This window comes from Peijinzhouia sedimentorum (genome assembly GCF_049340005.1).
GTDB lineage: Bacteria > Bacteroidota > Bacteroidia > Cytophagales > Cyclobacteriaceae > CAXBDP01.
The window spans coordinates 110,747-131,501 of sequence record NZ_JBMPIY010000011.1; the positions used below are offsets into that span (position 1 = coordinate 110,747).

21 protein-coding genes are annotated in these 20,755 nt (G+C 36.7%); 12 read left to right on the forward strand and 9 right to left on the reverse strand.

Annotation, left to right across the window (positions count from 1 at the left end):
• Window positions 1-217 precede the first annotated feature (217 nt).
• The 6 genes from ACOXY8_RS13885 to msrB all read left to right on the forward strand — a co-directional run bounded on the left by ACOXY8_RS13885 (window position 218) and on the right by msrB (window position 5,112).
• Window positions 218-1,540 (forward strand): ATP-binding protein, encoded by a 1,323-nt coding sequence (locus ACOXY8_RS13885; RefSeq protein WP_458332209.1) that lies wholly within the window; start codon window positions 218-220, stop codon window positions 1,538-1,540.
• The gene (locus tag ACOXY8_RS13890) at window positions 1,537-1,914 is read left to right on the forward strand and encodes a response regulator (RefSeq protein ID WP_458332210.1); all 378 of its coding nucleotides are present in this window, start codon (window positions 1,537-1,539) and stop codon (window positions 1,912-1,914) included. The genes ACOXY8_RS13885 and ACOXY8_RS13890 overlap by 4 nt, the downstream gene beginning before the upstream one ends.
• 11 nt (window positions 1,915-1,925) lie before the next feature.
• The gene (locus ACOXY8_RS13895) at window positions 1,926-2,969 is read left to right on the forward strand and encodes an adenylate/guanylate cyclase domain-containing protein (RefSeq protein WP_458332211.1); all 1,044 of its coding nucleotides are present in this window, start codon (window positions 1,926-1,928) and stop codon (window positions 2,967-2,969) included.
• Between the two features lie 21 nt (window positions 2,970-2,990).
• The gene (locus ACOXY8_RS13900; RefSeq protein ID WP_458332212.1) at window positions 2,991-3,878 is read left to right on the forward strand and encodes a YitT family protein; all 888 of its coding nucleotides are present in this window, start codon (window positions 2,991-2,993) and stop codon (window positions 3,876-3,878) included.
• Window positions 3,865-4,467: an HD domain-containing protein gene (locus ACOXY8_RS13905; RefSeq protein WP_458332213.1), complete on the forward strand. Its 603-nt coding sequence runs from the start codon at window positions 3,865-3,867 to the stop codon at window positions 4,465-4,467. Before ACOXY8_RS13900 ends, ACOXY8_RS13905 begins: the two co-directional genes overlap by 14 nt.
• A gap of 138 nt (window positions 4,468-4,605) precedes the next feature.
• The gene (msrB, locus tag ACOXY8_RS13910) at window positions 4,606-5,112 is read left to right on the forward strand and encodes a peptide-methionine (R)-S-oxide reductase MsrB (RefSeq protein WP_458332214.1); all 507 of its coding nucleotides are present in this window, start codon (window positions 4,606-4,608) and stop codon (window positions 5,110-5,112) included.
• A 243-nt stretch (window positions 5,113-5,355) separates the two neighbouring features.
• Here the strand turns inward: msrB and ACOXY8_RS13915 are convergent, their stop codons facing one another.
• From ACOXY8_RS13915 to ACOXY8_RS13935, 5 genes are all read right to left on the reverse strand, one after another.
• Entirely contained in the window at window positions 5,356-5,763 is a 408-nt protein-coding gene (locus ACOXY8_RS13915) for a hypothetical protein (protein WP_458332215.1), read from the reverse strand.
• A 497-nt stretch (window positions 5,764-6,260) separates the two neighbouring features.
• Window positions 6,261-6,425, reverse strand: coding sequence for a DUF1572 family protein (locus tag ACOXY8_RS13920; RefSeq protein ID WP_458332230.1), 165 nt, complete (start codon window positions 6,423-6,425; stop codon window positions 6,261-6,263).
• A gap of 178 nt (window positions 6,426-6,603) precedes the next feature.
• Entirely contained in the window at window positions 6,604-7,062 is a 459-nt protein-coding gene (locus ACOXY8_RS13925; protein ID WP_458332216.1) for an SRPBCC domain-containing protein, read from the reverse strand.
• Window positions 7,063-7,806: 744 nt separating this feature from the next.
• The gene (locus tag ACOXY8_RS13930) at window positions 7,807-8,289 is read right to left on the reverse strand and encodes a DinB family protein (RefSeq protein ID WP_458332217.1); all 483 of its coding nucleotides are present in this window, start codon (window positions 8,287-8,289) and stop codon (window positions 7,807-7,809) included.
• Between the two features lie 263 nt (window positions 8,290-8,552).
• Entirely contained in the window at window positions 8,553-9,527 is a 975-nt protein-coding gene (locus ACOXY8_RS13935; RefSeq protein ID WP_458332218.1) for a YheT family hydrolase, read from the reverse strand.
• A gap of 263 nt (window positions 9,528-9,790) precedes the next feature.
• Here ACOXY8_RS13935 and ACOXY8_RS13940 point away from each other — a divergent pair, with 263 nt between their 5' ends.
• Window positions 9,791-10,417, forward strand: a complete 627-nt coding sequence (locus ACOXY8_RS13940; RefSeq protein ID WP_458332219.1) for a deoxynucleoside kinase — start codon at window positions 9,791-9,793, stop codon at window positions 10,415-10,417.
• Between the two features lie 46 nt (window positions 10,418-10,463).
• On the opposite strand, the gene ACOXY8_RS13945 is transcribed toward ACOXY8_RS13940, so the two are convergent.
• From ACOXY8_RS13945 to ACOXY8_RS13955, 3 genes are read right to left on the reverse strand one after another with little or no spacing between them, the layout of a single operon-like run.
• Entirely contained in the window at window positions 10,464-10,940 is a 477-nt protein-coding gene (locus tag ACOXY8_RS13945; protein WP_458332220.1) for a DUF2452 domain-containing protein, read from the reverse strand.
• Window positions 10,930-11,085 carry a hypothetical protein gene (locus tag ACOXY8_RS13950; RefSeq protein ID WP_458332221.1) on the reverse strand — a complete coding sequence of 52 codons (156 nt, stop codon included), beginning with the start codon at window positions 11,083-11,085 and terminating at the stop codon, window positions 10,930-10,932. Before ACOXY8_RS13950 ends, ACOXY8_RS13945 begins: the two co-directional genes overlap by 11 nt.
• Before the next feature lie 43 nt (window positions 11,086-11,128).
• Entirely contained in the window at window positions 11,129-11,920 is a 792-nt protein-coding gene (locus tag ACOXY8_RS13955; RefSeq protein WP_458332222.1) for an alpha/beta fold hydrolase, read from the reverse strand.
• A 207-nt stretch (window positions 11,921-12,127) separates the two neighbouring features.
• Here ACOXY8_RS13955 and ACOXY8_RS13960 point away from each other — a divergent pair, with 207 nt between their 5' ends.
• Window positions 12,128-12,952 (forward strand): universal stress protein, encoded by an 825-nt coding sequence (locus tag ACOXY8_RS13960; protein ID WP_458332223.1) that lies wholly within the window; start codon window positions 12,128-12,130, stop codon window positions 12,950-12,952.
• On the opposite strand, the gene ACOXY8_RS13965 is transcribed toward ACOXY8_RS13960, so the two are convergent.
• Complete coding sequence (locus ACOXY8_RS13965; RefSeq protein WP_458332224.1) at window positions 12,944-13,963, reverse strand: formimidoylglutamase; 1,020 nt, start codon at window positions 13,961-13,963, stop codon at window positions 12,944-12,946. The genes ACOXY8_RS13960 and ACOXY8_RS13965 overlap by 9 nt on opposite strands.
• Window positions 13,964-14,139: 176 nt before the next feature.
• Here ACOXY8_RS13965 and ACOXY8_RS13970 point away from each other — a divergent pair, with 176 nt between their 5' ends.
• From ACOXY8_RS13970 to ggt, 4 genes are all read left to right on the forward strand, one after another.
• Window positions 14,140-14,817, forward strand: coding sequence for a response regulator transcription factor (locus ACOXY8_RS13970; RefSeq protein WP_458332225.1), 678 nt, complete (start codon window positions 14,140-14,142; stop codon window positions 14,815-14,817).
• 31 nt (window positions 14,818-14,848) lie between these two features.
• Window positions 14,849-16,123 carry a sensor histidine kinase gene (locus tag ACOXY8_RS13975; RefSeq protein ID WP_458332226.1) on the forward strand — a complete coding sequence of 425 codons (1,275 nt, stop codon included), beginning with the start codon at window positions 14,849-14,851 and terminating at the stop codon, window positions 16,121-16,123.
• A gap of 438 nt (window positions 16,124-16,561) precedes the next feature.
• Window positions 16,562-18,958: a prolyl oligopeptidase family serine peptidase gene (locus ACOXY8_RS13980; protein ID WP_458332227.1), complete on the forward strand. Its 2,397-nt coding sequence runs from the start codon at window positions 16,562-16,564 to the stop codon at window positions 18,956-18,958.
• A 9-nt stretch (window positions 18,959-18,967) separates the two neighbouring features.
• Window positions 18,968-20,674, forward strand: coding sequence for a gamma-glutamyltransferase (gene ggt / locus ACOXY8_RS13985; RefSeq protein WP_458332228.1), 1,707 nt, complete (start codon window positions 18,968-18,970; stop codon window positions 20,672-20,674).
• Window positions 20,675-20,755: the final 81 nt, after the last annotated feature.

The following is a 20,755-nucleotide window of genomic DNA, read 5'->3' on the forward strand; positions in this document are numbered from 1 at the left end:
AAGCCGATAAATTGTTTCATTAATTGTTTTGTCAAAAAAGCAATTAGGCCGAAGAAAATGATCAAAACCAAGTCAATTTTTCAACAAGCGTCATAATACCACATATCAACTAATTAACCCCATAATATTTGATTTCAAATCCACTTTCAATATCTTAATCGCTTGTAAGAACTTGATCAAGTTATATCACTAGCTTTTTAACCGATTTTCAAAGCCTATGAATTCGAAAAAGAAAGAATTGTTAGATAAGACTCATAAGAATTTTCTGAGTTCTATGCTATTGGAATTCCCGCAAGAGCGAATTGGTGAACTTGTGGTGGAGGATGTAATGGGCTACGGTACCACAATCGATGAAAAAATGTTTGGGGTGAAGGCACTGCAATCAATTATTCAAAGGCAAATTGATCAAAGCACTGATTTGCAATTAGATCATGAAGTAAAAGAAGTTTACCGCAGGTACAATGAAACAGAAAATATAGCTGTAATTGTAGGTGAGGTTAATATTATTTTGAAATCGCATGACGGTGATAATGAGCTCAAGGTAAGAGTAAGTACAGTTTTAGAATATTTTGATACTAATTGGAAAGTGATTCACTGGCATGCTTCGGTGGCAACTGATTCGGAAAACGACACTTGGCACTTACAAGAATGGAAAAAGAAACAAGCAGAACTTGAGCGATTGGTTGCTGAAAAGACAAAAGAACTCAACCAATCTTTAGAGGAATTGAAAGCAGCGCAAGAGCAGCTTATTCAACAAGAAAAACTTGCTTCACTTGGACAACTTACAGCTGGAATTGCTCATGAAATAAAGAACCCGCTAAACTTTGTTAATAACTTCTCAGACTTGAGTATTGAGCTTTTAGATGAAGCATTTGTGGAGTTAGAATCGATAGATGATTCTGATGCAAAGGAAGAAATCATTGATTTGCTCAATGATGTGAAAGCAAATTTGGAAAAGATTAATCAGCACGGAACAAGAGCTGATGGAGTGGTAAAATCCATGCTTTTGCATAGCCGTGGTGGAAGTGGCACTGTGGAGCCAACTAGCCTAAATCCCCTAATCAAAGAATATGTGAACTTAGCATTTCATGGGATGCGCGCTAGCAAATCACCCATCAATGTAAAGATCGATTTAGACTTAGATGAGAGTATTGACAAAATATCAATTAATTCAGAGGATTTTAGTAGGTTGGTGCTTAATTTCTGTAAAAATGCATTTGATGCAATGCATGAAAAAATAATTAAGCTAAATGACAAAGACTATCTGCCAACATTAATAATTACCTCCCGCCTCGATGAAAATGGGCTCTTTGTAGCATTTGAAGATAATGGGCCCGGTATTCCTGATGATATTAAAAACAAAATACTTTTACCTTTCTTTACCACCAAAAAAGGAACGGATGGCACTGGACTTGGTTTGAGTCTTACGAATGATATTGTAAAGGCACATGGCGGAACGCTAAATATCTTAACTGAAGTTGATAAATTCACCAGATTTGAAGTTCGGATTCCTTCAAACAACAAAACAAGCTATGTATGAAAATACTAATTGTAGATGACGAAAAAGATGTGGAAATGCTCTTTCGTCAAAAGTTTAGAAAGGAATTGAAGATGTATGATTTGGAGCTCGTATTTGCCTTTTCTGGTGATGATGCATTGGAAATTCTTGGCAGCACTAATCCACCTGAAATCATGTATATATTTTCGGACATAAATATGCCTGGAATGACAGGTTTAGAATTACTTGAAAATGTAAAGGATAAATATCCTCAAATTGTAGTCAGTATGATTTCAGCATATGGTGATAGTGACAATTTTAATAGAGCAATGAACTCAGGAGCAAAAGGATTTTTCACAAAACCAATTGATTTTGAATCCCTTAAAAAGGAAATATTAGACCTTATACAAAAATAATTTTTGAAACTATGGCAAAGATAATGGTGGTGGATGATGAGCCAGATTTAGAAATTTTAATTAAACAGCGGTTTCGGAAAAAAATAAGAGAAAATTTATACGACTTTGTTTTCGCTGCAAATGGAAGAGAGGCTTTAGAAAAATTAGCTGAAAATCCGGATATAGACTTAATACTAAGCGATATAAATATGCCTGAAATGGATGGGCTCACTTTACTATCGCATGTAAACGAAAAAAGCTCCCTTTTAAAATCTGTCATTATCTCTGCCTATGGAGACATGGAAAATATCCGGGTTGCGATGAACCGTGGTGCATTCGACTTTATTACAAAACCCGTAGATTTCAAAGATTTGGAAATAACCATTGAAAGAACAATGGTGCATATTGATCATTTGAAAGGAACCATGAAGGCCATCAAAGAAAATGACATCCTTAAGATGTATGTAGATGAAACAGTATTGAATTTCATGGGAGGAAGAGAATTTACCAACTCCCTATTCGAAAATGAAATTGTTAATGGAACTGTTGCATTTATAGATATTTGCGGATTTACTTCTATCAGCGAAACGCAATCTCCGGACAAAGTCGTTGAATTGCTCAATGATTATTTCGATGTAATGGTGAAGGAGATAATTGAGCAAAATGGCATAGTTGATAAGTTTTTGGGTGATGCAATTATGGCCGTATTTAAAGGAGATTTTCATCTTGATAGAGCAATTGAAGCCTGTGTGAAAATAAGGAATGCTGTCGATTTAATTTCCAGTGAGTCTGGTGAAGGACTTGACTATAAACCCAAAGTTTCGATAGGAATCAATAGTGGTGAAATGGTATCCGGAAATATTGGCTCTTCCACATTGAAACGATTGGATTACACGGTGATTGGAGATGTGGTGAATGTTGCTGCCCGATTACAAGCGGCCGCAAGTGTTGGTCAAATACTTATTACAGCAGAAAACTATGAAATCGTAAAAGATTCATTTTCCTGTACTAGGATTGGTGAAATCGCTGTCAAAAATAAAAAAGCACCTCTTGTAATCTATGAGGTTGTCAATTAATTAGTTATAACTGGATATTGAATGAAGATTGAAAAAAGTGTCAAATGGAAATCAATTTTTGCACTGAGATCCATTATGTATACGCTACTTGGTGTGTTTCTGGCAATTATTGGTCTGCAAGGTTTTATGATTCCTAATAATTTTCTTGATGGCGGCGTGACTGGAATTTCCATTCTAGTCACAGGCTTTGCAGATATACACATAAGCATATTATTGATAGTAATTAATCTCCCCTTTGTGTTTATCGGGTACAAAAAAATCGGAAGAGCCTTCGGTATTCAAGCCTTAATAGCCATATTATTGTTGGCAGCCGGCATGTACTTTATTCAAATTCCACCATTTACCAGCGACAATGTACTCATTGCTGTATTTGGTGGCTTTTTCATTGGTTTAGGCATTGGCTTTGTCATTCGTGGAGGTGGAGTAATCGATGGACTCGAAGTAATTGCTTATTACACACAAAAGAAATCAGCCTTTTCGTCAGGAGAAATAATTATGTTTCTGAACTCTCTTATCATTATGGGAGCCGCCTTCAAATTTGGTTTGGAAACAGCCATGTATTCTATCCTTGTATATTTTACTGCGATGAAAACCTCAGACTATGTAGTCGATGGCTTTGAGGAATATACAGCACTCACTATTATTTCAGCGAAAGATCAGGAAGTTAAGTCGTTGATCGTAAATGAATTTGGAAAGGCTATTTCTGTATATAAAGGTGAAAGAGGATATTTACCCGGGAAATATCATATCAAAGCCGATGTAGATATTATTATGACTGTGGTGACTCGGCTCGAAATTCACCGTATAAAAGAATCTGTAAACGAAATTGATCCGAAAGCATTTTTCTATGTGCAAAGCATCAAAGAAGTAAAAGGTGGTTTAGTAAAGAAAAAAGATGGAGAATTGTAAAATGGTGCATTTTGACAAGATATATAAAGATGTAATGGAGAGGCTCGATAAAAAGCTTCCGGTATGCTACACTTATCATGATGCTGAACATACTCGCTATGTATTAGAAAAAGCAATACTAATCGCCGAAGCCGAAAATATCAGCCCTGAGCAAATGGTATTGGTAAAAACCGCAGCCTTATATCATGATATTGGCTACCTAATTGGTAGAATAAATCATGAAGAGCTAGGTTGCCAAACCGCCATTCAAGAGCTAAAGGACTTCAATTATTCTAAGGAAAGTATAGAGCTTGTCTGTGGGATGATTTCTGCAACCAAAATCCCACAAAATCCTAAAAACCATCTTGATCAAATTATTGCAGATGCAGATTTAGAATATCTAGGCACTGACTTATTTGAACACGGAGGCAAAAAACTATACAGTGAATTGAAGTGTTTCAATCCATCGCTTAGCGAGGAAGAATGGGGTAAGATTCAAATATCCTTTCTAGAATCTCATAAATACCATACTAAATTTTGTATTGAGAATCGTGAATGGAAAAAGCAGGAAAACCTAGAAAAGCTCAAGTTGGAATATGGCGGGAGGTAAAAAGATCTCTAACGAAATCTATTACCCCCATACAAAAACAATTTCCCACTTAATTGTTTATTAATTGTGTAGCCAAACCTAATTGGCTTTCTGCAACGTAAATGTATTGGTAACAACACTTATACCCTTAACACAATTATGAAATCAATTTTAAGTATTCTCTTGCTATCTGCCCTTACCTTAAGCTTGAATGCGTGTGGACAGAGCAAGCAAGAAAAATCAACAACCGCTAAATCAACAGATATGAAAGATAAAGTATTAAAAACAGAGGCAGAATGGAAAAAAGAATTGGATCCCATAGCCTTTCATGTGTTGCGTGAAAAAGGCACTGAAAGAGCTTTTACCGGTCCACTTTGGGACAACAAAGAAGAAGGCACTTATCTTTGTGGAGGATGTGGAGAACCACTTTTTAGCTCGGAAACAAAGTTTGAATCCGGTACCGGATGGCCAAGTTTTTACCAACCCATTGACCGAAGCAAACTAGAAGATCACCTCGATCAATCACTTGGAATGGTAAGAACCGAAGTTGTTTGTAAGAAATGTGAAGGGCATCTTGGTCACGTATTCGAAGATGGCCCAAAACCTACCGGATTGAGGTATTGCCTTAATTCAGCTGCTTTGAAGTTTGTTCCAAAAGAAGGTTAATTAATCTCAAAATCTCATTGTAAAATTTCACAGCCCTTATTTCTCTAATGGAGGATTAAGGGCTATTTTTTGCTTGGAATCCAACATACCAATCCTGCTGAGACATTTCCAAATACACTTACTACCGAAGCTTACACCAGGCTCCGATTTGCTCAAGCGTTCTGTTGGATTGTACCGACCACATGAATCCTAGATTGTTGAGAGCAGTAATTATATTTACCTTTTAAAGGTTTTTTAAATTATCTAAAAGCGCTTCTTCTTTTGCTTTATTTCGTCACAAAGTAATTTTAAATTATCATATTGAACATCTAAACCTTTAATATAATCCTCAACTGCATTTTCGTGAATTTCTACTGTTCTTATTGCATTAGATTGAGCATCTGAATATTCTTCATCAGAAACTTGTTTAAACATTTCATAATACTGTCTGTTTGTCACATTTGAATCAGCAAATGCTGGAGAATTCCATGTTTCGCTTATGTCACAATAACCTTCATAAGTCAATTTAAAATCTTCAATTAAGTCTAAATTTCTAAAAAACTTTTCAGTAAGAATTTCACGTCTTGATTTATTCTTTTGAGTCTTTTCTGCAACTGAAATCATTTTCTCATTTGAAGTTTTCCTAAATAATGCTTTAATAAATTCTATCATTTTGCAGGGCTTTTGAAATTATTGCTCACAAAGTGTTTATATGCGAAACAGTTTCGTCTATATCCCATTTGCTGAAGAGTGTATTGTTACCTTTTTTTTCTTTTTTTTGCTTCTAAACATAGGATTTTCTAAGAAAATATCCTACATCTTGGCTATTCTAAATAAACTAATTAAAATGGTTCTAATAGAAAAACTCGGGCTGATTTCAGTCTTTCTTTATATATTGGAATAGGACTTTGGTTTTTTCTTTAAACTCTAAATCAACTATAGAATATTTTATTTTGCACCGTTGGTGCTTAATTATATTATTCCCGTTTCCTTGAGCGGATGCTCAAGGCTAATGATTAGGCGCCGTTGGCGCTTGTGGTTACCTATTTTGATAAGGTATTGCTAAGAGCAATAGGATTTAGCACCAAAGGTGCGACAATCATTAACATAGCCCAACAGGGCTATGAAAAAGTGAAACCCAAAACCCAAGCACCAAGGGTGCAAAATCATTAAGATTGCCCATTTACTAGCATTTTTTTAATCAATGAAATTTGCCCTAAATGATAATAACTATGCTCAATTTGAGCTTCGATATTTCGTAAATAGCTACCATACTCTTCTTTCACAAAAGTTTGTTTTAGTAAGTCATCATCCATTTTTTCAACTTGATCGATAAATTTCTCCGCAGTTTACAGCTACCCGAAGGTGGGGATTTCGAAACACTTCACTGTAAACCAAACAGAAACTTTGATAGAAGCAGTAAACTTTATTCAATCACTCAAAAAGCCAATTTCATATAGATCCTATAGACTGTGTTTATTTCTCTATATTTTTAACACATTCTTGAAATTGTTATTTTTCGCAAAGTTCTTTCAACTTATCGAGAGCTTTTGGGTAGATCTGGTTCATGTAATCCAAAAAATCTTCAGTGGTGTCTAAGTCAACAGTAACGATTGTAGTTCCATTGTTTTCTTCGAAGGTATAGTTTTCAAATCCGTTTGCCCATTTTTCCACTTCTGGCCCTTCAGTAATTTCCTTGTCAGCTTTAAGAAGACCATAATGTTGAATCGAAACAAATCGGTTGGGAATGTTTTCAGCTATCTTGGAAACCATACCTCCCTTTTCACCTTTCTCATCTACTCCAATAAATAGAATTTTATTTCCCTTATTCCAACTTCCTTCATAAGTCGATGTCGGGTTAAACAATGAAGTCCATTGCTCATAAGTTGATTTACTGTTGATGCCAAGCATAAAATCATAAATCTTGGTCACAGGGGCATTGATGCTTACTTTGAATTGTAACTTTTTCATAATTTCAATATTTGTTTAAATTAATCTTTTGAGTTGTGATTTTCCGTCATACTTAGCAGTTGTTTAATATAGTTCGAACAGTAAAGAAACACGCACAAAGAGGTTAGTATCACTTCGCTTTCAGCTTATGTTTACTAATATTCAATTCGCTTAAATTTAGCACTTTAGCCCGCATTACGTTCATACTATGTAATTGAGTACATATTTAATTTTTTCTTTGTTTTGCTTTTAAACATAGGATTTTCTAAGAAAATATCCTACAAGTAGATCATTCTCAAGAAACTACATAAAATGGTTCTAACAGAAAAAACTCGGGCTGATTTCAGTCTTTCTTTATGTATTGGAATAGGGTTTTGGCTTTTCTTTAAATTCTAAATCAACTATAGAATATTTTATTTCGCACCGTTGGTGCTTAATTATATTATTCCCGTTTCCTTGAGCGATGCTCAAGGCTAATGATTCTGCGCCGTTGGCGCTTGTGGTTTATTCATTTTTGATAAGATAAGGTTTTGCTAAGAATAATAGGATTTAGAACCAATGGTGCTTAGTTATATTATTCCCGTTTCCTTGAGCGATACTCAAGACTAATGATTCAGGATCGGTGGCGCTTATAGTTACTCATTTTGATAGGCATTTCTCAGGGCAACAGGATTTAGCACCAACGGTGCGGCAAGCATTAACATAGCCCAACAGGGCTATGAAAAAGTGAAGCCCTAAAACCTAAGCACCAAAGGTGCGAAATCATTAAGATTGCCCATTTACTAGCATCTTTTTAATCAATGAAATTTGCCCTAAATGATAATAGCAATGCTCAATTTGGGCTTCGATATTTCGTGAATAACTTCCATACTCTTCTTTCATAAAAGTTTGTCTTAGTAAGTCATCATCCATTTTTTCAACTTCACTGATAAATTTCTTAGCAGTGCTTAGAAACTCCTGCACCAAGTGATTCCAATCAGCTGCTGAGGTAATTTCAGGCATATCAAAACTGTATTGGTCTTTAATCTGAAGCTCTCCACCTTCAAATACATTGACTAATCCTCTTAAATAATAGCTAATATGAAAGGTCAATTGTGCAATGGTATTCAAATGCCCAATTCGATAAGTTGCTTGCTTCCAATCAATACTTGTGAGTTGTTCCTGCAGATTTGTATTAGCAATCCATTTTCCATTCAATAAAACTTCCCTTAATCGATTAGCTAAATCTTTATTCAATGGCTTTTGCATGTTGGGTTAGAGGTGTTAAAAATTGATAATGGTTTCAGATATGACTTTGTGGTGGCTTTCAAAGTGCTTTGTTGTTGGCAAAGAAAACTCTCAAATAATTTCCTTTTTATTCAAATCACAACATATACTACTAGCTGATGTAATGAAGGATAACTATCAAACTGTCAAGTATTCCTTGATAGTTGCCTCCTTTGTCAATTCACCTTCTTTGAAGCAATTACAAATATATAGGCTAATACTTTCCAGCAATCACAGTGAAAAACTCACCCCTCCCCCAAAACCTCCTGATAAAACTCCCAAGCCCTTACTTCAGCCCAAGAATATGGGCTATTCTTTTGTTTGAATCCTACATGGCCGCCTTCCTGTGGCATTTCCAAATACACGTGGGCTGAGGCTTTGGCAATATCTATAGGAAAGCAATCACCGATAAGCATGGGATCGTTCACTGCATTGACAATCAAAGTAGGCCGTCTTATTTTGGCGATAAATGAATAAGCGCTAATGTCTTCATAGAAATCATCCACATTATCAAATCCATACACATTGATGCTGTAGGATTTATCTAATTGCCTAAAATTCTTCGCCTTTATCGCCAAGGGTACATCCACTAATTCCGGATACTTGATGGCCTTTTGCAACACTTTCTTTTTTAGTTTTTTGATAAAGCGAGATTCATATATTCGGTTGCTCCTCATTTCGATAGCTCGTACACTATCGGGTAAGCTGCATGGCACAGAAAATACGGTGGCGCCAATTACACTTGGGTGTGCATTTTCGCCCTGCTCGCCCAGCCAGCGTAAACTCAGACTGCCACCCATGCTTACTCCTACCAGCAGAATTTCATCATACGCATTGGTGGCAATGGCATGTTTAATTACTTCGTCCAAATCGTAAGATGCGCCATGGTGATAAAGCTTGGAGGTAAGATTCATTTCGCCACTACAGCTGCGGCAATTCCAGGCCAAAGCATCCCAGCCTTCTGCATTAAAGAATTTTACAAATGCCTGTACATAGGCTCTTTCACTATTTCCTTCGAGACCATGAGAAACAATAATCAGTTTTCGTGCACCAACTTTACTCCAATCTAAATCCAAAAAATCTTGATCCGGCGTGAAAATCCTTTCTCGCTCGTACATCACTCCTTTGGTTTTTCGGAAGATACCGGGGATTAAAGTTTCGATGTGGCCATTGGGCCATAGATAGGGGCTTTTGTACGCGGAATGTTCGATTAAAGGCATAAGGATCGCAATTTGCTAAAATAATTTCACACAGCCTCCCACTTTCTTATTCAGTTTTATAGGAATAATGGCTTGAATAAATTTGATAATATAAAGGTAACTTTTGCGATACCTGCAAGTAAAAGCCTCTTTCTACATTTGCGCAGGGTAAATCTTCATACAGGGTTTTTGTAAGGAAAAGAGGGACGGAAATTCATTCCGCCCTTTTTTTTATTCCCTCGCTGCAAAACATTTTATAGCTTTAACGCCTATTTATAGATACTATGAAGCACATCGCTCTTGCTGGAAATATTGGTTGTGGCAAAACAACCCTCGCACTCAAACTTGCATCTCATTACAACTGGAAAGCCGAGCTAGAGTCGGTAGATAATAATCCGTACCTGAAGGATTTTTATGAGGACATGAAAAGATGGTCCTTTCACCTGCAAGTGTTTTTTCTCAATAGTAGATTTGCCCAAATTCAGAAAATCAGAAAAAGTGATACGCCCATCATCCAAGATCGGACGATATATGAAGATGCGTATATTTTCGCTAGAAATCTGCACCAGAGTAAATTAATCAGCGATAGGGATTATCATAATTACTTGGATCTGTTTCAATCGATGATAAAATATGCAGAAAGTCCTGATTTGTTGATTTACCTCAGAGCCGACATTCCAAAGCTTGTTGGGCAAATTCAAAAACGCGGGAGGGATTATGAGCAATCTATTTCCATAGAATACTTAACCCACCTTAACAATCACTACGAAGATTGGATAAAAAATTACAGTGAAGGCCGATTGCTAATCATCAATACCAATGATCTTGACTTCGCCAATAGAGTGGAAGATTTTGCTTCGATCGTAGAGCGAATCGATTATGAAATGAATGGATTATTTAGCGGGAGGTAAAAAATTTATAACCGATACTTATGAAATTGAAGAAGAGAATTAGGCTTTAATTCTCTTCCTCATCGACCATAAAAATCACTTCCCAAGTGTGGTCGCTGAGCATTTTGACTTCGGCAAGGAAGCGAGCAAATGGCGTAGAGCGACCCCATTCTTCAGGCCCTACCAAGGACAAAACATCATAGCCATTTTTAGATTCATAAAGGAAATATACCTTGCCTATAAGCGGCTCAAAACCAATTTGAGCTTTGTATATACGCTCACTTATTTGAACCCTTTCCTTCAAAGTTTGGGCTTGCTTCACCAATAGCTCCATCTGACTGTAAATCTGCTTTAGCTGCACATTGGTTTGCTCATACATCGCGGACACAGCTCGTCCTTTCAATTTGCCCTTATCTTCAGGTTTGATAAGTGCTCCACCGGAAGTATGCGCATAAGGCAATAGGCCTGGAAATTCGGCCATCTTGTCCCTTTCACGTTCCAAGTCAATTTTGTCTACGTCGATTTTATTGTCTTTAATTGCCATTCGATTTGTCTGGTGCTACGGATTCTTTCAAATATCCTTTCGATCCTGGAAAGGAAGTTCTTCTTGATATATCGTATCCTACAAGTAGGACGATCAATAAGAAAATGATAGCAATCACAATAAATATTTTCTTTTGCTTACTCATGTGATCATTCTTCTCAATGATGATAGTATAATCTTTAAAAGCGCTAAGAGTTTGCTAAAAACTCCAAAATCGCTTGATTTATTTTTTCAGGCTCTTCAATACACGAACTGTGGCCGGCTCCTTCAATTACTTTTAGTCTCGAATTTGTGAGCTGATTATGAATCCTTATGGATTTTTCGGGCACGGTAGCCACATCCAAATCACCCACAATAATCAATACCGGACATTTAATTACCGGTAGCTCATGATAAATTGACCTGCGCGAAATTACGGCATTTACCGCTTTTGTGATAGACTTTTTGTTACTCTCCAGCTGCTCTTGCCAATAAGCTTTTTCTTTAGCTCTAGTAGGATCTTCCAAAAACTTGCTACCAAACATAATCGGCATCACTTTATTGCTGACTGCTTTTACTCCCATCAGTTTTACCATCGTATTAAGCAATGAGTATTTGAAGGTATTTGGTTCTTCATCGGCAGAGGTTTCCATCAAAATCAGCGACTTAATCAATTCGGGATTTCTAGCAGCTAAGCGCATGGCTACAAAGCCACCCATAGACAAGCCTGCAAAATGGCAAGGACCTAAATCCAGCACTTTGATTAGTGCCAATGCATCCTCATAATTGGTTTCCATAGTGAATGTACCAGGGGACTCGCCGCTCCTACCCTGCCCACGATGATCGTACACAACTACTATGTAGGTAGACTTGAGCAATTCTACTTGCGATTGAAACATCCTCCCGCTCCATAACAATCCATGTGAAAACACGATTGTTTCCTTACCTTCTCCATGAATTTCATAATAAAGCTCTACTCCATTTACTTTGATTCTGGCCATTTTATTTCCTTTTAAAAAATGTGTCTACAATTCTGTATGTTAAAAAATTGTTAATTTCTACATAAGTAAAGAACACAGATGCCCATCTATTATCTTTAAATCCAAAATTGAAATATACTTTTGCGGGAGGATAATTATGTAGCTCCTTTTTTTATAAGTAAATTTCGAACATCTGCTTTAGCTTCCAATTTATTAAAAAATTATACCATGAAAAATATTCTTGTTCCTGTTGATTTCTCAGAACTTTCTTTGAAAGCATTAGACTTTGCGCTCAAGCTTGCCAAAGAAGCTAAATCAAAAGTATTTATCCTCAATACATTTGTAACTCCATACGAATTTGCTTCTAGACTAGATTTGGTTCTAAATTCTTACAAGAAGGATTCAGAAAAAAGGCTGAAAGAATTAATGGATTCTCTTAGTATCAAAAAAGAGTCTGAAGGTATAAATATAGTGTCTCATGTGGAAGTGGGTGAGCTAGTGAGTGTCGTAGAAAAATTTGTAAAGGAGCATGCCATAAACCTTGTGGTGATGGGTACACAAGGAGCGTCAGGAATCAAAAAGACGCTAATTGGGAGTAATACAGCGGAGTTGCTGAAACACTGCGATTGCCCTGTATTGGCTATACCAGATAAAGCTAAGTTTACCAAGATCAATAGTTTTATTTATGCCACAGATTACCAAGAGAATGATTTGCTTGTAATCAGGCAGATAATCCAATGGAGAAAATATTTCGATGCTAAATTGCATACGCTCCATATTGCAAAAGCTAAGAATTTTGAGACAGAGGTTCGTTTTTCAGGCTATAAAGACTACTTGAAAAAGAAGGAAGAATTTACTGGAATAAAGCATCATTTAGTTATTAATAGTGATCCTGAAGAAGGTATTTCAGAATTTACAAAAAACAGGAAAAATTCGATTTTGGTGGTGGTTCCTCATAAGAAATCAATTTGGGAATCATTCTTTGGCAAGAGTTTGAGTGTTACCTTAAGCTATCATACGCATTTACCAATTTTGGCATTGAGATTACCCTAAGCCATAAGCTTCGATAAACGTTCTAACCAGAGCGGAGCTAACCTTCCCGTTTATTATCCAACTATTTTCATTTGGCTTGGGTGCCGACTCCGGCAAATGAAAATAGATAGGTTTGAGTTTTTCGGTAAAAGTGTGAACTATTTGACAGACTTCTATTGGAGCAAATCCTAAAGGATTTAAGGCACTTACCGAAACTCCGGCAATTGCATCCATATCCAATTCAAGACCTACGTTTTTAGAGTTTTTGAAATATTTGAGTGCTTTTAAGATGCTATTTTCAATATTGCCCGTCTCTTTCCGCTCTATCCATTCTCCTTTTGCAGATTCAAGTCTATTGAGCATTTCTCTGGAATTATAGGCTGTGTCTAATCCATAAACAAAGTATTTATCCAAATAGCCAGCATCATGCGCATAGCTAAATGGATTGCCACTGTGGCGCCCCTCCAATAGCCGAAAATCTGCATGTGGATCTATATTCAATACATCAATTGGACTATTTAGGAATTTGGAATGTGCTGCGATAATTGGAAAGGCATTATTATGCCCCCCGCCTATTACAATTGGAATTAGCTCGGCAGCAATAATTTTACTTAATAGTTTTTCAACTCTAGCATCCAGCTTATTACATAGGTTTCTAAGCTTTTTCAATTCAAGCTTATGCGCAGGGTTTCGTTCAGCCGCCTGAGATTGCAAATCATCTACATCACATCTACCCAAGATGGCTATAGATGATGCCCCTTTAAAAGTTTGTGTATTTAAAAATGAATCTAAAAAGGCCTTCCATCCATTTTCCGCACCGGAATTTCCCAAGTTTGCCTTTACGCCAATGGATTCTGGAATGCCTAAAATTACCATTTGGCAACCTTGTTTTCTCAATTGTTGTAATTTATCATCAAACTTGGTATTTTTAGAAGAAGGTAGCAATATCTCTTGACCAGTTTTCAACTCGTTTGGTCGGACTCTAAGTTGAGATTTGAGCTCCTTTTCAGAAAAAAGACAGATTTCACTCATAACTAGCGCGTTTTAATCGGATTTGCATTCAATATACAGTTAAAAATTAGTTGATTTTTACTACCTTAAATTGAAATTGTGGATCCAATTGAATAAATGGATTTTTTTTAAACAGAGGCAGATTTTCAAAAATTAAGCATAAGTAAATGGGTTTGACCTTTTAATTAAATAAGAAGATGAAAATTTTGATAATAGAGGACGAGCTAAACATTCTCAAAAATATAAGAGAGTACTTAGAAAAAGAAGATTACATATGTGAACAAGCAACCACCTACGCCGAAGGTATGGATAAAGTGACTGTGTACGAATATGATTGTATATTGGTAGATATTAACTTACCTGGTGGAAATGGGCTTAAAATAGTGGAAAAGCTCAAAGAATTGAATAAGCTTGAAGGTGTAATTATCATATCGGCTAAGGATTCTGTTGAAGATAAAATAGCAGGTTTGGAGCTTGGGGCTGATGATTATCTAACAAAGCCTTTTCACCTATCGGAGCTCAATGCTAGAATTAAATCAGTTTATAGACGCAAATCCTTTTCTGGAGCGAATCAGTTCACATTAAATAATCTCATCTTAGATTATTCAGAAAAACTTCTTCGGATTAATGAAAAGCCCATAAAGCTTACCAAAACTGAATTTGAACTATTACAATATCTGATTGCAAATAAAAACAGAGTTATTCCAAAAGACTCAATAGCCGAACACTTGTATGGCGACCATATAGATCAAGCTGATTCGTATGACTTTTTATATAGTCATATCAAGAATTTGAAAAAGAAAATGATTGAAAATGGTTCTCAAGATTACATTAAATCAGTTTATGGAATGGGATATAAATTTGAAACTGATTAATTAAACAAATAGTAGTAGCTTTACCTCTACCATGAAACTACTAGAAGTTACTCTTCGAAACTTTCTTCTTATCTTATTCTCCGTACTTGCAGTTTGGGCAATATTATTATATGCTTTCCTTAGTAGTAGTATTACTGCAAATCAAGATGCACAGTTAGAATCTCGAAAAAATACTTTGATAGAGTTTTTGGAGCAAAATCGAGATCAGATTGGGCAGATTTCGCAAATGGACAGAAATGTAGAACTGCAGCATGTCGATGTGGTAAAATATTCTACGATGGTAGATCAATACAAGGACACTTTATTTTCGACAGGGATAAGCGCTTCGCCAATCAAATACCGAAAGCTTACCACTAGATACAGAAACCCCGATACCAATATTCATTATCAACTTAGTATTTATGATCAAAAAGTAGATGACAATATTCTTTTGAGGAACTTGGTAATAGGTGTCGTCATATTCTTTTTTGGTATTTTAGCCTTCTTATATTTTTTCAATAAATTGATGCTTACCAAGATTTGGAGACCTTTTGAATTAACTTTAAGCAAGCTGAAAACCTTTGATCTCCAAAAGCATGACGTAATTGAGTATGAGCAAACTGGTATTTTGGAATTTAATGAGCTCAATAAGGCTGTTGAAAACCTGACAATCAAAAGCAAAAAAGCATTTGAAAGCCAAAAACATTTTGTGGAAAATACTTCTCATGAAATTCAAACTCCATTAGCCGTAATCAAGAATAAAATTGAGCTTGCATTTCAGAATCCGGAACTCTCGGAAAACAATGCCAAAATTCTACTAGAAATAAATGAAGCTGCCAACAAGCTATCTAAAATGAATAAGACTCTTCTGCTTTTAAGTAGAATTGAAAATAACCAGTTTGTCGAACAGCACGAAATCAATATATCCAGTCTAACAAGGAAAACACTTGGTTACTTTGAAGATAAAATTGACGCTAAAAGATTAACAATTCATCAGGATATTACCCCAAGTATCCAAGTGAAAGGCAACAAGCTAATGCTTGAGATATTAATTACTAATTTGATTAAAAATGCCGTTTACCATAACATTGAAGACGGCTTTATTGAAATTCGTGTAATAGAGAATCTGTTTTTGATAAAAAATAGCGGAGAAGAAATTACTAATTCTGAAGAAAATTTTTTCAAGCGATATAAATCTGGCGTAAATAAGAGTGTATCCACTGGATTAGGTTTATCCATCATCAACAAAATTTGCGATGTAAACAACTATAAATTGAATTTTCACTTCTTCAAAAGCACCTATCTAATGGAAGTAGAATTTCCATAAATAACTTAATCTCTCCAGTTTTTATCCAAAATACGCATTTACTTTAGAGTTGTTGATAGAATGATATCAACAATTTTTTCATAAGGGTTTGAAGTTTTAATTTTTTAATCGATTCCTGAACGCAAGTTCACTTTTTTAATAGCCCAAATCTATTTTTCTATTATTGACCCAGCTCGCCTCGACTAACCTCGAGGCGAGTTTTTTTATGTCAAACTAAAATTATAGAGCGACAGCAAATAAAGTGATCAACAACACTCCTTTAATAGTCTCAATGCTCTTTTATCTACCTTAATAACCAACTCTGTATTTTTTCATATACCAATAGTTTCAATTTGATATATTGAAGGTTCAAATCAGCAAAAGAAAATACTGCATTATAATAATTATTATTTTGCCAGAAGATTAAAGTTTGATAAACCATTTGCAATAATTAACAACATGAGAAAATTCAGATTACCCCTAATTCTAATTATGCTTTGGATGACCTATTTGCCGAGCACATACGCTCAATCGCAATTAGGTACTTTAAGCGTCGAAAAAATAATGCGAGACCCAAGTTGGATTGGCAGCAGCCCAACGGGTATCAATTGGTCTGAAGATAGTAAGACTGTCTATTTCAATTGGAATCCTGAAAATAACCCTTCAGATTCCCTTTATAAAATTACTCTTACCAACACTACTCCTCAAAAAGTAAGTAAAGCAGAAAGGGATGCACTTCCACCAAGATTCACTGTCAGCAATAAAGATGATAGTAAAAGGCTTATAAATGAAGGCGGAAATTTGCACATCCTTGACGTAAAAACTGGAGTACGCAAAAACCTAATTAACACACTGGACAGAGTTACAAATGCATCGTTCAGTACTGATGGCACTAAAGTCTTTTATCAAATGAATGGCAATCTGTTCCGTCTTCATCTTTCTAGTGGCGAGTTAACTCAATTGACAGACTTCCGCCAAGGAAATGAACAAAGAGGAAGACCTGAACCAAGATTGTCCGAACAAGAAGAATGGTTGCAGCAGGACCAATTAGCTTGGATGGAGGTATTAAAGGAAAGAAAAGAAAGACGTGATTTAGTAGCAGAAGCAAGAAGAAGCCTAAACAATGATGACAGTACTGAACCTATAGCTCTATATTCAGGCTCAGGTGGGTTCAACAATATTGGAATAAGTCCAGATGAAAGATTTGTAACCTATGGAATTTTCGAATTCTCAATGGATTCGAAGCGTACGGGTGTTCCTACTTATGTAACTGAATCAGGTTTTACAGAAACCTTAAATGCACGTACAAAAGTGGGTGCCGAACAAGGTTCTAGTAAGATGTTTATTTATGATACTCAGAAAAACGAAAGCTATGAACTGAAGATTTCTGATATCCCGGGCTTAAATGATAAGCCGGATTATTGGAATGAATATCCTGAAAATGCGGATAAAGAATATGAAAGATCAGTAGCTCCTAGCGGTCCTTTTTGGTCTGAAGATGGAAAATATGCAGTTGTACAATTCAGATCAAGTGACAACAAAGATCGTTGGATTATGCTATTAGACCCTGAAACAGGTGGCTTAAAACTTCTTGACCGTCAGCGTGATGAAGCTTGGATCGGTGGTCCCGGCACTGGTGGATTTGGTGGTGGTTCTATCGGCTGGATGCCTGACAACAAACGTTTTTGGTTTCAATCAGAAGAGTCAGGTTACTCTCATTTGTATACTGTTGACGTAACTACTGGCGCTAAAAAAGCACTTACATCTGGAAACTTTGAAGTTTATGACCCAGAGATTTCCAAAGATAAAAAATCATGGTATTTCACATCTAATGAAGTACATCCAGGAGAAAGACATTTTTACCGCATGCCAATAGAAGGAGGCAATCGTGAAAAAATCACAACCTTAACTGGTCAAAGTGAAGTAAGTATGTCGCCAGATGAGAAGCATTTAGCTATTCGTTATTCTTATTCTAATAAGCCTTGGGAATTGTACCTAATGGAAAACAAAGCGGGTGCAACTCCAAAGCAAATTACCAATTCACTTACAGAGGAATTCATGTCTTATGACTGGATGGATCCTGAAGTAGTCACCTTCAAAGCTAGAGATGGTGCAGATGTTTATGCTCGTCTTTATAAGCCAAGAACTGGCACAAGTAATGGTGGCCCGGCTGTAATTTTTGTACATGGTGCTGGTTATTTGCAAAATGCTCATAAAGGTTGGAGTTCTTATTTCAGAGAATATATGTTTCACAACTTATTAGCTGAACAGGGTTATACTGTATTAGATATTGACTACCGTGCAAGTGCCGGCTATGGTCGCGATTGGCGAACTGCAATTTACCGTCACATGGGTGGATGGGATTTGAATGACAACACTGATGGAGCAAAATATCTAGTAGCTGAGCATGGTGTCGACCCTGACAAAATTGGTTTGTATGGCGGCTCGTATGGTGGTTTTATCACACTAATGGCAATGTTTAATGAGCCTGAAGTTTTCTCAGCGGGTGCTGCATTACGCTCTGTTACTGATTGGGCGCATTATAATCATGGCTATACTGCCAATATTCTAAATACACCAACCCAAGATAGCCTAGCCTATGCGAGAAGCTCTCCAATTTACTTCGCTGAAGGCTTACAAGGACCTCTGCTTATTGCTCATGGTATGGTTGATACCAATGTGCATTTTCAAGATGTTGTTCGCTTAGCTCAGCGATTGATTGAATTGGAAAAAGACAACTGGGAAATGGCAGTTTATCCACTGGAAGATCATGGATTTGTTGAGCCAAGCAGTTGGACAGACGAGTACAAGCGAATTAAGAAGCTATTTGATGAAAACCTCAAAGGTTTGAAATAAGCATTAGCCATGAAATTCAAATTCGTATTAAGATTTATCCCTATAATTTTCCTTGCAGCATTAAGTTGCAAGGAAAATTTACCTCAAGAAAGAGAGATTCAAAGAGGTTTAATAGTAGAAAACGCAATGGTCGTTTCTGCTCATCCTTTGGCATCTGAAGTAGGTAAACAAATCCTCGAAAAAGGTGGAAATGCCGTAGATGCTGCTGTTGCCGTTCAATTTGCTTTGGCGGTTGTATATCCTAATGCAGGAAATATCGGAGGTGGCGGTTTTGCTATTTACAGATCAAATTCAGGTGAATATGCAACACTCGATTTCAGAGAAACAGCGCCAGAAAAAGGCGGGAGGGATATGTACTTAGATGCGAATGGCGAGGTAATAGAAGACCTGAGCGTTTCAGGTCATTTGGCCTCAGGTGTGCCGGGTTCTGTTGATGGCATGCAAACATTACATCAGAAATATGGCTCACTTTCTTGGGAAGAATTGATCCAACCTGCTATCGACTTGGCTAAAAATGGATTCACACTTACTGCAAATGAAGCAAGAGGAATCAATAATCTGAAAAGAAGCCTCATCGAACATAATACCATTCCTCCCGCTTTCTTGATTGATAGCGTGTGGGTAGAAGGCGATACCATTTACTGGAAAGATTTGGCTGCCACTTTGGAGCTAATTCGAGATAATGGTAGAGATGGCTTTTACACTGGAAAAGTAGCTGATCTCATCGTTGCCGAAATGCAACGTGGTGATGGCATTATCTCTCATGAAGATCTCCAAAACTATCAATCTATTTGGAGAGAACCAGTTTTGGGAGATTACAAAAACTACAAGCTTATATCTATGGCGCCTCCAAGTAGTGGCGGTGTTGCTTTGGTAGGTTTGATGAAAATGGTGGAAAATTATCCTATAGCTGATTGGGGTTGGAATAGTACCGAAACCGTTCATCTGATGACTGAAGCTGAACGCAGAATTTATGCTGATAGAGCTAATCATCTAGGCGATCCGGATTTTTATGATGTACCATTGGCTGGTCTATTGGATCCGAAATACATTGAGCAAAGGATTTCAGATTTTGATCCAAATAAAGCCTCAGATAGCGAAATTATTGGCAGCGGAAATCCAGCTCCCTATGAAAGTGATGAGACAACACATTTCTCGATTGTGGATGCAGCTGGCAATGCCATTTCCATAACAACCACTCTTAATGGTGGCTATGGCTCCAAGGTAATTGTCGCCGGCGCGGGCTTTCTTCTCAACAACGAAATGGACGATTTCAGTGTGAAACCCGGCTATCCAAACATTTATGGATTGGTTGGCGGTGAAGCTAATTCTATCGCTCCCGGTAAAAGAATGCTCAGCTCCATGACGCCCACAATTGTAGAAAAAGACGGAGAATTATATATGGTAGTTGGTACACCTGGTGGCTCTACGATTATCACGTCAGTTTATCAAACTATATTGAATGTGATAGAGCATGGTATGGGAATGCAAGAAGCAGTTGCCGCAGGCAGATTCCACCATCAGTGGTTGCCTGATGTTATCCAAGCTGAACCTGCAGCAATGGATAGCTTAACTATTTCCGCATTGCAAAACATGGGTCATCAATTCAGAAATAGAGGTTCGATTGGGCGGGTGGATGCTATCCTCGTATTACCTGATGGCAAACTTGAAGGCGGTGCAGATCCAAGAGGAGATGATTCAGCCAAAGGCTATTAAAAAAGGCATAATACTGAAAAATAGTTGGTGAAACGCCCATATAGGCTTTGACTATCAATAAGTTACGTAGAGTTTACTGAA

Coding starts and splice junctions, on each gene's coding strand:
- ACOXY8_RS13885 (WP_458332209.1), top strand. CDS start 218: ATGAATTCGAAAAAGAAAGAATTGTTAGATAAGACTCATAAGAATTTT.
- ACOXY8_RS13890 (WP_458332210.1), top strand. CDS start 1,537: ATGAAAATACTAATTGTAGATGACGAAAAAGATGTGGAAATGCTCTTT.
- ACOXY8_RS13895 (WP_458332211.1), top strand. CDS start 1,926: ATGGCAAAGATAATGGTGGTGGATGATGAGCCAGATTTAGAAATTTTA.
- ACOXY8_RS13900 (WP_458332212.1), top strand. CDS start 2,991: ATGAAGATTGAAAAAAGTGTCAAATGGAAATCAATTTTTGCACTGAGA.
- ACOXY8_RS13905 (WP_458332213.1), top strand. CDS start 3,865: ATGGAGAATTGTAAAATGGTGCATTTTGACAAGATATATAAAGATGTA.
- msrB (WP_458332214.1), top strand. CDS start 4,606: ATGAAATCAATTTTAAGTATTCTCTTGCTATCTGCCCTTACCTTAAGC.
- ACOXY8_RS13915 (WP_458332215.1), bottom strand. CDS start 5,763: ATGATAGAATTTATTAAAGCATTATTTAGGAAAACTTCAAATGAGAAA.
- ACOXY8_RS13925 (WP_458332216.1), bottom strand. CDS start 7,062: ATGAAAAAGTTACAATTCAAAGTAAGCATCAATGCCCCTGTGACCAAG.
- ACOXY8_RS13930 (WP_458332217.1), bottom strand. CDS start 8,289: ATGCAAAAGCCATTGAATAAAGATTTAGCTAATCGATTAAGGGAAGTT.
- ACOXY8_RS13935 (WP_458332218.1), bottom strand. CDS start 9,527: ATGCCTTTAATCGAACATTCCGCGTACAAAAGCCCCTATCTATGGCCC.
- ACOXY8_RS13940 (WP_458332219.1), top strand. CDS start 9,791: ATGAAGCACATCGCTCTTGCTGGAAATATTGGTTGTGGCAAAACAACC.
- ACOXY8_RS13945 (WP_458332220.1), bottom strand. CDS start 10,940: ATGGCAATTAAAGACAATAAAATCGACGTAGACAAAATTGACTTGGAA.
- ACOXY8_RS13950 (WP_458332221.1), bottom strand. CDS start 11,085: ATGAGTAAGCAAAAGAAAATATTTATTGTGATTGCTATCATTTTCTTA.
- ACOXY8_RS13955 (WP_458332222.1), bottom strand. CDS start 11,920: ATGGCCAGAATCAAAGTAAATGGAGTAGAGCTTTATTATGAAATTCAT.
- ACOXY8_RS13960 (WP_458332223.1), top strand. CDS start 12,128: ATGAAAAATATTCTTGTTCCTGTTGATTTCTCAGAACTTTCTTTGAAA.
- ACOXY8_RS13965 (WP_458332224.1), bottom strand. CDS start 13,963: ATGAGTGAAATCTGTCTTTTTTCTGAAAAGGAGCTCAAATCTCAACTT.
- ACOXY8_RS13970 (WP_458332225.1), top strand. CDS start 14,140: ATGAAAATTTTGATAATAGAGGACGAGCTAAACATTCTCAAAAATATA.
- ACOXY8_RS13975 (WP_458332226.1), top strand. CDS start 14,849: ATGAAACTACTAGAAGTTACTCTTCGAAACTTTCTTCTTATCTTATTC.
- ACOXY8_RS13980 (WP_458332227.1), top strand. CDS start 16,562: ATGAGAAAATTCAGATTACCCCTAATTCTAATTATGCTTTGGATGACC.
- ggt (WP_458332228.1), top strand. CDS start 18,968: ATGAAATTCAAATTCGTATTAAGATTTATCCCTATAATTTTCCTTGCA.